The 13,232-nt window shown below is 70.2% G+C and carries 8 protein-coding genes; 2 read left to right on the forward strand and 6 right to left on the reverse strand.

Going from position 1 to position 13,232, the window contains the following annotated elements:
• Window positions 1-75: 75 nt before the first annotated feature.
• Window positions 76-246 carry a type II secretion system protein GspG gene (locus P2H44_RS25585; RefSeq protein ID WP_462976330.1) on the forward strand — a complete coding sequence of 57 codons (171 nt, stop codon included), beginning with the start codon at window positions 76-78 and terminating at the stop codon, window positions 244-246.
• A 315-nt stretch (window positions 247-561) separates the two neighbouring features.
• Here the strand turns inward: P2H44_RS25585 and P2H44_RS25170 are convergent, their stop codons facing one another.
• The 3 genes from P2H44_RS25170 to P2H44_RS25180 form a co-directional block, all read right to left on the reverse strand.
• On the reverse strand, window positions 562-2,322 hold the full coding sequence (locus P2H44_RS25170; protein ID WP_275768230.1) for a calcium-binding protein: 1,761 nt from the start codon (window positions 2,320-2,322) through the stop codon (window positions 562-564).
• Between the two features lie 114 nt (window positions 2,323-2,436).
• A complete protein-coding gene (locus tag P2H44_RS25175; RefSeq protein WP_275768231.1) occupies window positions 2,437-4,086 on the reverse strand; it encodes a calcium-binding protein in 1,650 nt (549 codons plus the stop codon).
• 74 nt (window positions 4,087-4,160) lie between these two features.
• Window positions 4,161-6,149, reverse strand: a complete 1,989-nt coding sequence (locus P2H44_RS25180) for a calcium-binding protein (RefSeq protein ID WP_275768234.1) — start codon at window positions 6,147-6,149, stop codon at window positions 4,161-4,163.
• A 725-nt stretch (window positions 6,150-6,874) separates the two neighbouring features.
• On the opposite strand from P2H44_RS25180, the gene P2H44_RS25185 reads away from it, so the two are divergent.
• The gene (locus P2H44_RS25185; protein ID WP_275768235.1) at window positions 6,875-8,530 is read left to right on the forward strand and encodes a B12-binding domain-containing radical SAM protein; all 1,656 of its coding nucleotides are present in this window, start codon (window positions 6,875-6,877) and stop codon (window positions 8,528-8,530) included.
• Here the strand turns inward: P2H44_RS25185 and P2H44_RS25190 are convergent.
• From P2H44_RS25190 to P2H44_RS25200, 3 genes are read right to left on the reverse strand one after another with little or no spacing between them, the layout of a single operon-like run.
• Window positions 8,433-9,632, reverse strand: a complete 1,200-nt coding sequence (locus P2H44_RS25190; RefSeq protein ID WP_275768237.1) for a sulfotransferase family protein — start codon at window positions 9,630-9,632, stop codon at window positions 8,433-8,435. The two genes, P2H44_RS25185 and P2H44_RS25190, sit on opposite strands and share 98 nt — an antisense overlap.
• Window positions 9,629-12,364 (reverse strand): MMPL family transporter, encoded by a 2,736-nt coding sequence (locus P2H44_RS25195; protein ID WP_275768238.1) that lies wholly within the window; start codon window positions 12,362-12,364, stop codon window positions 9,629-9,631. The genes P2H44_RS25190 and P2H44_RS25195 overlap by 4 nt, the downstream gene beginning before the upstream one ends.
• A 28-nt stretch (window positions 12,365-12,392) precedes the next feature.
• On the reverse strand, window positions 12,393-13,208 hold the full coding sequence (locus tag P2H44_RS25200; protein ID WP_275768239.1) for an outer membrane lipoprotein-sorting protein: 816 nt from the start codon (window positions 13,206-13,208) through the stop codon (window positions 12,393-12,395).
• Window positions 13,209-13,232 lie beyond the last annotated feature (24 nt).

Genomic DNA, 13,232 nt, shown 5'->3' on the forward strand with positions numbered 1-13,232 from the left:
TGTCCAGCACCAAGCGAACCGCGCGATCGCGGACCTCAGGGGAGAACTTGTTCGTCGTCTTGCTCATGGGGCTCCATCCTACTCAGGAGTGGGAGCCTCCGGCAGACCCGGAGCGGTTCAGTCGACCCATGGTCGCGCCCCTATCGCTACCGATACCCAAGTCGAGAGGGTCCTTCCGATATCTACTCCTTGGGTCGCGACGGGCAGCCTGGCGGCGATGCAGAGGATGCCGACATCTCGACTTGATCAACGCCTGCAGTTTTTGCAGATCGTGCAGGAGCACTTGTATGCCTGCAGGGCTTCGCGGCGATTGTTGTCCTTGCGACGTCAAACGACCAGATTGGGCGAGGCGCCGCTTGGTTGGATCCTGACTGTGTCGCGAAGCGCAAATTCTGCCCCCGCAATCAGAATTGCTGACGCAAGTCCAAATGGCGCGCTTCATGGCGGGCCATTTGCGTTGACCGTTGGTCCAGGTCCAGAATTCCCGAATGCGCTCCACGCAACTCCACACCGAGGCCGTCAGGTCGCGTCGGCGGCGCGGGGCCGCCGGCGCGGGGCGCGTCAGAAGATGAAGTCGTCCGAGCTCATCTGGTTCACGTTCCAGCCGACCACCTCCAGGCTGCCGTCGCCGCCCAGCTCCTCGAGGTCGATGATGACGACGCCGCCGGCGCGGTTCTGGGAGGCGGCCTTGACGTCGCCGACCGAGGTCGAGATCTTGATGTTCAGGGCGCGCAGGTCCAGCTTGTCGATCCCGTCCTCCCAGTCGGTGATCAGGTCGTCGCCCGAGACCGAGCCGATGCGGAACACGTCGTTGTTGATGCCCCCCGTCAGCTCGTCGTCGCCCAGGCCGCCGACGAGCAGGTCGTTCCCGGCGCCGCCGCGCAGAACGTCGTCGCCGGCCCGGCCGCGCAGGGCGTCGAGCCCGCCGCCTCCCTCGAAGACGTCGTCGCCCGAGGCGCCGACCAGCAGGTCGTTGTTGTCGCCGCCCTGCACGCGGCCGTCCACCTCGCCGCCCTTCCTCGCCTTGTAGACGTCGTTGCCCTGGCCCAGCTGCAGGTCGCCCTCGACCAGGCCGCGGTTGATCACCGTGTCGGCGGTGTCGCCCATGTCGACGTCGCCGCCGATCACGCCGTCGTTGACCAGCTTGTCGCCCGCCCCGCCGGTCGAGAGCCCGCCCGCGACGTCGCCGAAGTTGCGCACCAGGTCGGCGTCGCCCTCGGTCGCAAGGGCGCCGCCGATCTGGCCGCGGTTGACCACCGTGTCGGCCCCTTCGCCCGTGGTCACGTCGTCGAGGACGTCGCCGTGGTTGCGGAAGGCGTCGGCGCCGCCGTAGAGCGCGACGTTCTCGTTCATCGAGCCGCGGTTGACGAACACGTCGTCGTCGCCGCCGCCGTAGACGTCCTCGCCGATCACGCCGTCGTTGAGCAACAGGTTCGCGCCGCTGTTCAGGTCGATCTCGCCCTGGATGTAGCCCAGGTTGTGGACGACGTCCGTGCCGGTTCCGCTGTAGAGGTCGCCGAACAGGTCGCCGGTCCCGTAGTAGTCGTTCGTCCCGCCGCCCAAGGCGACGTCGCCCCGGATCACGCCGTCGTTGCGCACCTCGTCGCCGGAGACGGTCAGGTCGACGTCGCCGATGATCTCGCCCGTGTTCAGCAGTTCGATCCAGCCGGACGTCACCTCGATGCTTGACTGGGCGCTCGCGACGATGCGGCCCGCGTTGTTGATGAAGGCGTTGCCGCTGAACACCTGAACGCCCGCGCCGGCCCGGCCATGGATCTCGCCCGTGTTCTCCAGGCGCAGGGTGGCGCCGTTGAACCTGAGGCCGCTGACGTCTCCCGAAACGGAGCCGCTGTTGTAGAGGACGCCGACGTCGGCGTTCAGCATCTCCAGGCCGTGCGAGGTGAACCCGAAGATGTGGCCGGAGTTGTCGATCTGGACGTCTTCGATGCCCTCGACGCCCACGCCGCGATAGCCGCTGACCTCCCCGGCGTTCGTCAGCACGAAGCTGCCGTTGTCCAGCGCCCCCGTCTCGAAGGCGTAGAGGCCGGTGCTGCTCGTGGCGCGGACGGCGCGCACCATGCCGGTCTCGCCGACCGCCACGTGGTAATCGATGGTCGCGACGTCCGACGACAGCCGCACGGCGTTGCCGGAGCTTCCCGCGGCGATCACCGCGCCGTCGATGGCGAGGAAGACGTCCGGCGCCGAGCCGTCGGTCTGGATGGCCTGTCCCGAAACCGAGGAGATCAGCACCCCCTCGGGCACGTAATACACGTCGTTGTCGACCAGCGTGACGGTGGTCGAGGTGTCGGTTGCGACTGTCATGGCGCCTGGTTCGCTTTCCTGAAGGGCCCAAAAAGGAAATTCGAAGGCCGCGGCGTCGCGCCCCCCGATCGTGTCTCGGCGCGTCCCCACGCGCCGGCGTCGGTCGGAAGCCTGTCAGAAGATGAAGTCGTCCGATGTCATCTGGTTCACATTCCACCCCGCGACTTCCAGGCTGCCGTCCCCGCCCAGCGCGTCGAGGTCGATGATGACGACCCCGCCCGCCCGGTTTTGAGAGGCCGCCTTCACGTCCCCGACGGAGGTCGAGATCTCGATGTTCAGCGCGCGCAGGTCGAGCCTGTCCTCCCCGTCGGTCCAGTCGGTGATGCGGTCGTCGCCCGAATGGCGGCCGATGCGGAACAGGTCGGCGTTGATGCCGCCGCTCATCTCGTCGTCGCCCTGGCCGCCGTCGAGCGTGTCCTCGCCCGCGCCGCCGCGCAGGTCGTCGTCGCCGCCGCGCCCCTTGAGGACGTCGAAGCCGCCGCCGCCCTCGAAGGAGTCGTCCTCGCTCGAGCCCAGGATCCGGTCGTTGTCGTCGCCGCCCTGCACGCGCCCGTCGACCTCGCCGCCCTGGCGCGCCTTGTAGAGGTCGTTGCCCGCGCCCAGCTTCACGTCGCCGCCCACCACGCCGCGGTTGATCACCACGTCCGCGGTCCCGCCGGTCTCGACGTCGTCGCCGACGCCGCCCCGGTTGACCACGCGGTCGGCGCTCGCGCCGGTGACGACGCCGCCCTCGATCTCGCCGGAGTTGCGCAGCAGGTTGACGCCGTCGCCCAGCGCCACGTCGCCGAAGATCTCGCCGATGTTGCGCACCGCGTCGTCGCTGCCGCCCGCGTTCACCGCTACGCCGCCGCCGCCGCGCAGCTCGCCGCTGTTCCACAGGGACAGCGCGACGGAGGCGGCGAGGACGGCCGCGTCCACCGCAGCCCCCGTCAGGCCCGCGATCTCGCCGCTGTTGCGCACATGGGCCGCGTCGGCGCTCTGGAACTCCAGCCCCTCCGAGCCGACGATCAGCCCGCTGTTGTCCACGCGCACGTCGCCGCCGTTCGAGACGGACAGGGCCGCGTCCCCGGCGCCGATCAGGTCGCCGGAGTTCACCAGCGCGATCTCGGCGAAGGTGAGCAGCTCCAGGCCCATCTCTCCGGAGATCTCGCCGTCGTTCCAGATCTCGGCCCGGGCGCCGCCGATGCCGATGGACACCACGCCCTTGCCGGTATCGCCGACCGCCGAGCGCATCACGCCGGTGTTGTTGAGATGCAACGACGAGCCGTTCACGTAGGCCGCGAATCTCCCGCCCTCGATCAGTCCCGAGTTGGCGATCGTCATGTCGTCGACGTTGCGGATGTCGAGCGCGGCCGCAAAATCGTCGATCGCGCGGATCGAGCCGGAGTTCACCACCGTGCTGGAGGTCGCGTTCGACCCGTAGACGCCGCTGCCCCCCATCACGTCGCCGGCGTTGTTGAGGATCTGCACGCCGCCCTGCATCCGCACGCCGTAGTTGGCGAACGAGTCGAGCGAGCCTGACGCCCGCCCGCCGACGCCGATCATCACGCGCGTTTCCTCGTTGGAATCGTTCGTGGCCGTCAGGCTGATGCCGTGCGTCGAAAGCGACGCGACCGTGCCGTCCACCCGCACGCTGTTCTCGCCGTCCGGGCCGAGGATGGCGGTGTCCTCGACCACCAGCTTGATGTTGTAGCCGACGTAGATCTCGTCTCCCCCGGCCAGCACGCGCTGGGTCGAGGACGAGGACTGGTTGATGTAAGCCACGCGGGAACTCCCCACTTGAAATGTGCGGCGGCCGCTCCGCTCCCCCCCGGGAGAGGTCCGCCGGGTCTGCGGTTTCAGAAGATGAAGTCGTCCGACGTCATCAGGTTCACGTTCCAGCCGGCGATGGTCAGGCTGCCGTCGCCGCCCAGCTCTTCGAGGTCGATGATCACGACCCCTCCCGCCCGGTTCTGGGACGCGGCCTTCACGTCCCCGACCGAGGTCGAGATCTCGATGTTCAGGGCGCGGAGGTCGAGGCGGTCCTCCCCGTCCGTCCAGTCGGTGATGTCGTCGTCGCCGGAGGACGAGCCGATGCGGAACACGTCGGCGTTGATGCCGCCGGACATCATGTCGTCGCCCAGGCCGCCCACGAGCACGTCCTCGCCGGCGCCGCCCCGCAGGACGTCGTCGCCCCCGCGGCCGCGCAGGAGGTCGAGGCCGCCGCCGCCCTCGAAGGTCTCGTCGCCCGAGGCGCCGATCAGCGTGTCGTTGTTGTCGCCGCCCTGGACCCGGCCCTCGACCTCGCCGCCCTGGCGGGCCTTGTAGACGTCGTTGCCCTGGCCCAGCGAGACGTCGCCCCCGATCGAGCCGCCGCGGTTCACCACCGTGTCGGCGGTGTCTCCGGCGTCGACGCCGCCGTCCACGCGCCCGGTGTTCACCACCTTGTCCGCGTCGCCGCCGGTGAGGATCCCGCCCTCGACCAGGCCGTGGTTGCGCACGACGTCGATGTCGCCCTGCGTGATGATCGAGCCGCCGACGTCGCCGCGGTTGACCACCAGGTCCACGCCGGCGCCGGAGGTGACCGAGCCGTCGATCTCGCCCGAGTTGCGCACCGTGTTGTCGCCGCCGCCGGCGCCGACGCCCCCGGCGATAGAGCCGCGGTTGATCACCACGTCGACGTTCGCGCCGCCGTAGTAGGCGTCGCTCAGTTCGCCGGAGTTGACCAGCCGGTTGTCGCCCTCGTCGAGGTCGACGTAGCCGCGGATGACGCCGGAGTTGATCACCTCGTCCCCCGACAGGCCGGCGAAGAGGCGCCCGCCGATCTCGCCCGAATTGACCACCTCGTTGGCGCCGTCGTCGAGGTTCACGTCGCCGACGATCAGGCCGGTGTTGAGCAGGTCGTCCGACTGGTCGTCCGCGTCGACGTCGCCCAGGACCTCGCCCGCGTTGACGATCCGGTTCGCGCCGCCGAACAGCCTGACCTGGCCCGTGATCAGGCCCGTGTTCTCGACCACGTCGGCGCCGACGCCGGTGGAGACGGCGCCCTGGATCTCGCCCGAGTTCGCCAGCACGTTGAGGCCGCCGTTCAGATCGACGCCGCCGGCGATCAGGCCGCTGTTCTCGACCACGTCGTCTTCGTCGGCCGTGCCCACGTCGCCCAGCAGCCGGCCGTCGTTGAACAGCGTCAGCATCCCGCTGGTGATCAGCAGCGAGTGGACGTCGCCGCCGATCACGCCCATGTTCCGGATCTCGGCGTCGGAGCTGGTGGCGCGGATGCCCGCCGTGCCGTGGCCCAGGATCTCGCCCGTGTTGGTCAGGCGCAGGAACGAGGCGCCGACGTTGAGGCCGTAGTTTCCGCCCGTGATCGCGCCGCTGTTGGTCACCGAGGCGTCGCCGGAGCCGAAGATCTCCACGCCGTGGCTCTGGCCGCCGATGATCGAGCCTTCGTTGTCGATCTCGGCGAGGAAGATGTCCTCGACATGCAGGCCGTTCAGGCCCGTGATCTCGCCTGCGTTCATGAACCGCAGCTCGTTGTCGGCGGTGGTCAGGGAGTTGCCGTCGAGATAGATCGCGCTCGCCACCCTGGTGCCGACGCTGCGGACCACGGCCTCCTCTCCGAACGTGAAATGCCACCGGCCAGCGGCCTCTACTCCATTGAAATATATGGCGTTGTTCGCCACGGAGACGACCTCGCCGTCGACCGCCGTTTCGATGGTGCCGGAGACGGAGGCGCCGCGGATCGCGAAGCTGGAGACGACGACGTCGACGTCCTCGCCGATGTAGAGATTGTCCGCGCCGACGACGTCGACCGTCGCGTTCGTGCTGGTCTGAATGATGTTGGCCATGACTCTGGATCCGTTCGGAAGGGAAATGGACGGCGAGGCCCGCCGTCGACGGTCGCTAAGAAGAAAGCCCGCGAAGGGCGTGAGGCCGGCGGTCCGCGCCGCCGGTCAGGCCGGCCCCGATCGCCGTCGGCGAGCGCAGGCGGGAACGGGCGGCGGGGCGGGAAACGATCGGAGCAGGGGATCGGCGGCGCGCCGCGTCGCCGATCCGGCGCCGGCGCAAGCCTCTTGCGTCGTTCGGGCTGCGCATCACGCCCGCCCCCCCGCATTCCCACACGCCCCCCATGACGCGGGGAGGATTGAACGCCCAGGACGACGCTCGCGGCAACCAGAAATTTACCCTTGGGAAGCCGCGTTTCGCGCCGAGGGCGCGGTGGGCGCGGGCGCCGGGGCGCCGCCGCGGCGGCGGCCGTCGCGGAACTTCGGAGGCGCCGCAGACGCTTGCCGCGCGCGCGTCCGGGCGTTTCGCGGTGCAACCGTCGGGGCGCGGCGCGGGCGCTCGCGCGCGAAAGAAAACGCCGCCGCGCGGCGCGTCCGCAGACCGGGAGGCGGCCGGGGGGCGCCCCGTTCATGCGCCGGTCAGGACGCGGCCGTGGCGGGCCCTGGCGGCGCGGCGGCGGGACCGTCGTCGCGCCGCCATGCGCCAAGGCGCCGGAACCGTTCGACATATGGCCGGCCGGCTGGCATCGTTCCCCCAGGGGATCCGCGAGGGGGGCTGGAAGCGCGACATGCCGTACGATGAGCCGAACGTTCTGCTGGTCCACCCGCGCTTCGCCGAAACCTCGTTCTGGAACTACACGTCCGCCTGCGAGCTGGTGGGCGCGCGCTATCCGGCGCCGCCGCTGGGGCTGATCACCGTCGCGGCCATGCTGCCCGAGCGCTGGGATGTTCGGCTGGTGGACTGCAACGTCCGCACGCTCGATCCCGCCGATCTCGAATGGGCCGACCTGGTCTTCGTGGGCGGCATGATCTCCCAGATGCAGGGCATCCTCGAGATGCTGGAGACGGTGCGCGCGGCGGGCAAGGTCTCGGTCCTCGGCGGGCCGGAGGTCAGCTCGCGGCCGGAGCTCTACCCGACCGCGGACTTCCGCATCGTCGGCGAGGCCGAGGGCGCCATGGCCGAGTTCATCGCTGCGTGGGAGCGGGGGGAGCGCCAGGGCCTGATCCGGGCGCCGCTGCACACGGTCGACGTCGAGACCTCGCCCCTGCCGCGCTACGACCTGCTGGACCTGACGGCCTACACGCACCTGGGCGTCCAGTTCTCCCGCGGGTGCCCGTTCCTGTGCGAGTTCTGCGACATCATCGAGCTGTTCGGGCGCAAGCCGCGCACCAAGACGCCCGCGCAGGTTCTGGCCGAGCTCGACATGCTGCACGCGCTGGGCTGGCGCGGGCATGTCGATTTCGTCGACGACAACCTGATCGGGAACAAGAAGGCGGTGATGGCCTTCCTGCCGCACCTGATCGACTGGCAGCGTCGCCACGGCCACCCGTTCTACTTCTCGACCGAGGGGTCGCTGAACCTCGCCGACGATCCGAAGTTCCTGGCGCTGCTGCGCGACGCGGGCTTCTTCGCGGTGTTCGTGGGGATCGAGAGCCCGGACCCCGACGTCCTGATCGCGATGCAGAAGAAGCAGAACACCCGCCGCGACATCGCCGAGAGCGTGCGCAAGATCAACGCGGCCGGTGTGATGGTGATCGCGGGCTTCATCATCGGCTTCGACGACGAGGGGCCGGACGTGGCGCGCGCCCAGATCGAGCTGATCGAGGAATGCTCGATCGCCGTGGCGATGGTGGGCCTGCTCTACGCGCTGCCCAACACGCAGCTCTCGCGCCGGCTGGTGGCGGAGAAGCGGCTGGCCGACGCGGTGGACACGGTCGAGCCGGACTCGGTGGGCATCGACCAGTGCACCGCGGGGCTGAACTTCCTGACCAAGCGCCCGCGGGTGGAGATCATCCGGGACTTCATCGAGGTGGTCGAGCACCTCTATGCGCCGGACCGCTATTTCGAGCGGGTGCGCCGGGCGATCGCGCAGATCGACGCCTCGGGCCCCTGCGGGGACTTCGGGCGGGCGACCATCGCGCATGAGCTGCGGCGCACGCGGCGGCTGATGTGGTCGATCACCCGCCGGCGGCCGGAGATGCGCGGCGCGGTCTGGAGGCTGTTCCTGCACACGGCGCTGACCAATCCCCGGGCGCTGCGGCACGCGATGAACATGGCGGCGATCTACGCCCACCTCGGCCCGTTCTCGGGCTACGTGGCCGACCGGCTGCGGGAGAAGATCCGGGTCATCGAGGCCGATCCGACCTACGAGGATCGCTGGCTGGCCCCGCGCCCGGCGCCTGCGGCCGCGCCGGCCGAGCGGCTCGGGACGGCGTTGGGGTGACGGGCGGGGCGGCGTAGCCGTAGCGTTCGGCGTAGCGCTCCAGTAGGGCGGGTCGCGCCTGGGGCAGGGCGCCGGGGGGGAAGCGGTTGGTCCGGTAGTCCTCGACCGAGGCGAGGTAGGCGTCGAGCTCGGCGCCCCAGGGGCCCAGGCCGAGGCGGGCCGCGATCTCGTCCAGCACCTCCCGGGGACGGGCGGCGAGATCCTCGTAGCGCACGGTGATCAGGTCGTGCGCGGGGATCTCCGGCTCGTCGCGCCAGAAGGCCTCGTACATCCAGTCGAACGTCTCCTCGACGAAACGCGTCCGCTCGGGCGAGACGGCCGGCGCGCGTTCGAGGCCGTGGTCGAGCTCCAGCGTGTGCCACAGGTGCAGGCTGGAGCGCAGGATCGCCGCCGGCTCGCGCACCAGGTGGACGAAGCGGATGCCGGGATAGCGCCGCCGCAGCCAGGCGGTGCGCCCGGTGTTGAGCGGCGACTTCAGCACCAGGCGCTTGCGATGGCGCAGCGAGAGCATGCGCACGAAGCGTTCGTGCGCGGCCTCCAGCGCCGGGCCCTCGGCGCCGGCCGCCGTCAGGCCGGCGCTCGGCAGCAGGATCCGGCGGTAGACGGTGGGCGCGCCGAGGTTGAGCAGCGCGAACTCCTCCTCCTGCGGCAGGTGCATGCCGAAGGCCATCGCGTCGGAGGGGCGGCGCTTCGGCGCGAAGGGCCCCATCACCCGCGACAGGAACCCGTGGGTGACGAGCATGTGGGCGGCGCCCATGCACTCCAGCGAGGTGGGCGCGCACAGCTCGGGGTGCAGCGCCATCAGCTGGTGCAGGTGGGTGCTGCCGGTGCGGTGGTGGCCGATGATGGCGATGGGCGGCGCCACCGGCCGCGCCCGCGCGATCGCGCGCCCGAAGACCAGCGTCTGCGTCGCGGCGAGCAGCGAGGCCGCCGCGCCGAAGACCAGCATCAGCGGCCCGCGCAGCGCCATGCGCCGCCGGGGCCGGCGCATCCCCCGCCAGGGCAGGCGGGCGATGGCGCCGAGGCCCAGCGTGAGGCCGATGGTCAGCGTCCACCAGGGGGCGGCCTGCCCCTCGCCCAGTCGTTCCGCGCGACGGCTCATGTCGCGGTCCGGGCCTCGTTGCTGGTGCGCAGCCGCTCGGTCAGGATCACCGAGATGTTGTAGTAGAGCTTGCCGGCGATGCGGGGATGGCGCTTGCGGATCCTATCGAGCGTCACGGCGCTGATCTGCAGGGTCTCGACCGGGGTGACGGCCCGCACGCTGGCGGTGCGCAGGTCGCCGGTCAGGAACGCCATCTCCCCGAAGATCGAGCCGGACGAGACCTCGGCCAGGCGCTTGAGGTCGCCCTCCCCGGGCCGCCCGGACAGGACCTCGACCGAGCCTTCCAGGATCAGGTGCATGTCGCGGCCGGGGGTGTCCTGTTCGAGGATCATCTCGCCCGGCGCGTAGACGCGGGTGCGGCCCAGCAGGGCGACGCGCTTGATCTCGCCGCCCCGCAGGCCGCGGAACAGGGCGCTGCGCTCGGCGAAGTCCTCGGACAGGCGGACGCGGATCAGGTCCCAGACGGTGACGATCGGCGTCATCACCAGCAGCGCGGGCGTCAGCGTGACGTCGGTCACGAAGGCCGCGAGCATCACGATCGCCGCCAGCAGGCCGAACTGCTCGATCGAGGCGAACTCCGCGAAGCCGAGGACCAGGAAGCCGGCGCAGAGCGCCATGCTCGAGGCCATCACCGGCTGGAACTCCTGCTCGATCGAGCGCCGGATCGCCTCCTCGTTGTCAGCGCTGGTGCGCAGCTCCTGCGAATAGCGGGACATGAAGTGGATGGTGTCGTCGACGGCGATGCCCAGCGCGATCACCGCCACGGGGAAGGTCGCGGTGCCCAGCGGGATGTCGAGCAGCCCCATCGCGCCGAAGTTGATCAGGATCGGCAGCAGGTTGGGCACCATCGCCATCAGCCCCGCGCGGGCCGAGGCGAACAGCAGAGAGATCACCACGAAGACCGCGCCGAAGACGTAGATCAGGTTGGTGACGATCTCCCGGCTCATCTGGTCGGAGGAGGCCGCGATCAGCACCGCCTCGCCCGAGACGGTGACGGTCAGGTCCTTCGACATCTCGCGCGAGACGAAGTCCATGATCGCGGGCGTCTCGCGGGTCATCGCCGCGCTGCCCTTGAGGTGGGAGCGCACGAGGATCGCGGCGCGGGACATGTCGAAGTCCGCGAAGCGCTCCAGCGTGCGGGGCGCCATCAGCAGGGTGTACTGGGCGATCAGGTCGCCGGAGTCGGGCACGGCGAAGAAGGCCGGGTCGCCGCCGTTCATCTCCTGGTGCGTCTTGCGCATGAACAGGTCGAAGCCGATGACGTCGCCGTGCCGCTCGCGCAGGAAGTCGGTCAGGCGGGCGATGCTCGCCAGCGTGCGCGGGTCCTTCAGCCCGCCCTCCCGGCCGGTGTCGACCTCGACCACCATCAGCGTGGTGCCCGACAGGTCCCGACCCTGGGCGGCGAGACGCTCGCGGATCGGGGCGCTCTCGCGGAAGAAGGCGAGGAAGTCGTTGTCCACCACCACCCGCGTCGCCGACCAGCCGGCGCCGAGCGAGACGACCGCGGCCGCCGCCAGCACCCAGTTGCGGCGGCGCAGGGCGAGGTGGGTCAGCAACCGCTCGACCCGGCCCATCATGCGGATTTCGGGGCGCTGAAAGGCGCGCGGCGCCGGCATCGCCCGCAGCAGGTGGGGCGTGACCAGAACCGTGAGGATGAAGTTGATCGCGATCCCGAAGGAGGCCCCGACGCCGAACTGGGCGATCATCGGGATCTGGTGCGGGGCGAGGGTGAGGAAGCCGAACAGCGTCGTCACCGAGGTCAGCACGATGGCGAGGCTGGAGTGGCGCATCATCGCGCGCACCGCCTCGGGGCGCGTCCGTCCCTGGCGCAGGCCGGAGGCGTATTCGGCGACCAGGTGGATGTCCTCGGTCGAGCCGATGATGAACAGCAGCGTGGGGATGATGACGCTGACCGGGTTGATGGCGAAACCCAGCAGGGACATGAAGCCCAGCGTCGCCACGATGCTGAGGATGCCGGTCAGGGCCGGCAGCAGCACCGCGACGCCCGCGCGGAAGAACAGGATCAGCACCGCCGCGACCGCGACGAGCGCGAGCGGCCCCAGCGTCCGCCCGTCGGCGGCGATGTTCTCGAGGATCGCGACCTTCAGCATCGGCGCGCCGGAGAGGTAGATCGTCGCCGTCTCGCCCAGGCGCGCGCGCTGGGCCTCCAGCACCGCCTCGATCTCCTGCGACAGGCGCTTCTCGAAGGCGCCGTCCCAGGGGCGGCTCTCGATGAAGGCCTGGATGGCGGTGGCGGTGCCGTCGGCGTTCACCACCTCGCCCCGCAGCAGGAGGTTGTCGAGCGCGTCCTCCCGCAGGGCCGCGGCCTCCTCCTCGGTTTCGGGCGGGGTGCGCATCAGCTGGTCGGTGTCGAGCGTTCCGCCGCTGCCGCGCAGGTTCGAGACGCTGGCGAGGCTGACGACCTTGCTGACCCCGTCGAGCCCCTCGATCTCGTAGGCGGCGTCGTCCACGGCGGCGAGGATCTCGGGCGTGAACACGTCCGGGGCGCGGAAGACGATGGTGAAGGCGACGTCGTCGCCGAACGTCTCCTTGATCGCCTTGTATTTCAGCGTCTCGGGGGCGTCCTGCACGATCAGGCCGTTGGCCGAGGTGTCCACCCGGACCTGCGGCAGCCAGACGCCGAAGCCGATCATGATGGCCAGCAGGATCGCCATCGAGCCGAACGGACGGCGCACGATCCAGTCGCCGATCCCCTGCACGAGCTTCAGCATCGTCTCTCCTCGCCGGGACGGGTCCCGCTCAGCGGTAGCGGGACCGCCGCTTGATGTTCTGGGTGGCGAAGGTCTCTTCGGGGATGTCCGCGTCGATCTCCCGCTGCTCGTTCAGGGTCTCGGTGGCGGTGCCGGAGCGGACCGTCTCGATCCGCGAGGCGTTGGCGCGCCAGACGTCGCCGCCCACGTTCTCGAGGTCGGTGTAGACCGCGCGCTTCAGCAGCCGGTCGCGGTGGTCGTAGTAGTCGGTGCGCACCGTGACGTAGAGGTCCTTGAGGATGTAGTGGACGCGCCGGCCGTAGCCGCTCTCCTCCTTCTCCGTGGCGGTGGCGGGGCGGGCCTCGACGACGAAGACCGGCTTGCCGTCGAGCGTCTCCTCCCCGGTCAGGGCGTAGTCGTGGACGTCCAGGTCCTCGGCGCGCATGTCCTCGTAGGCGATGTCGGAGCCCATGAAGGCGTTCTTCTTGCTGCCGCCCACGATGCGCTTCACGTCGCCCGAGGCGGGCAGGTAGAGCCACTGGTCGTCCTCGACGTCGCCCGGCTGCTCCCAGGTCAGCAGGCCGACGTTGGCGATGTCGTTGGGGGCCAGGTACTTGACCAGCGAGCGCGACTGCCCGTCGGCGTTGCGGATGCGCAGGGTGACCATCCGGCGCTCCTGCCGGCGGCCCTTGGCGTTGATCAGCGTCATCGTGCTGAGCGAGACCTCGGAGGCGGTGTCGTGCCGGTCCTTCTGGGTCTGCATGATCTCGCGGCCGGTCTGCGCCTCGGCCGCGCCGGCGGTCAGCATCGCCGCGCAGGTCAGCCACAGGCCGAGCCTGCGCAGGTCCGGGATCCAGCGCTTCATGGTCTGTTCCTTTCGCGCGTCGCG

The organism is Albimonas marina, assembly GCF_029223255.1.
GTDB lineage: Bacteria > Pseudomonadota > Alphaproteobacteria > Rhodobacterales > Rhodobacteraceae > Albimonas.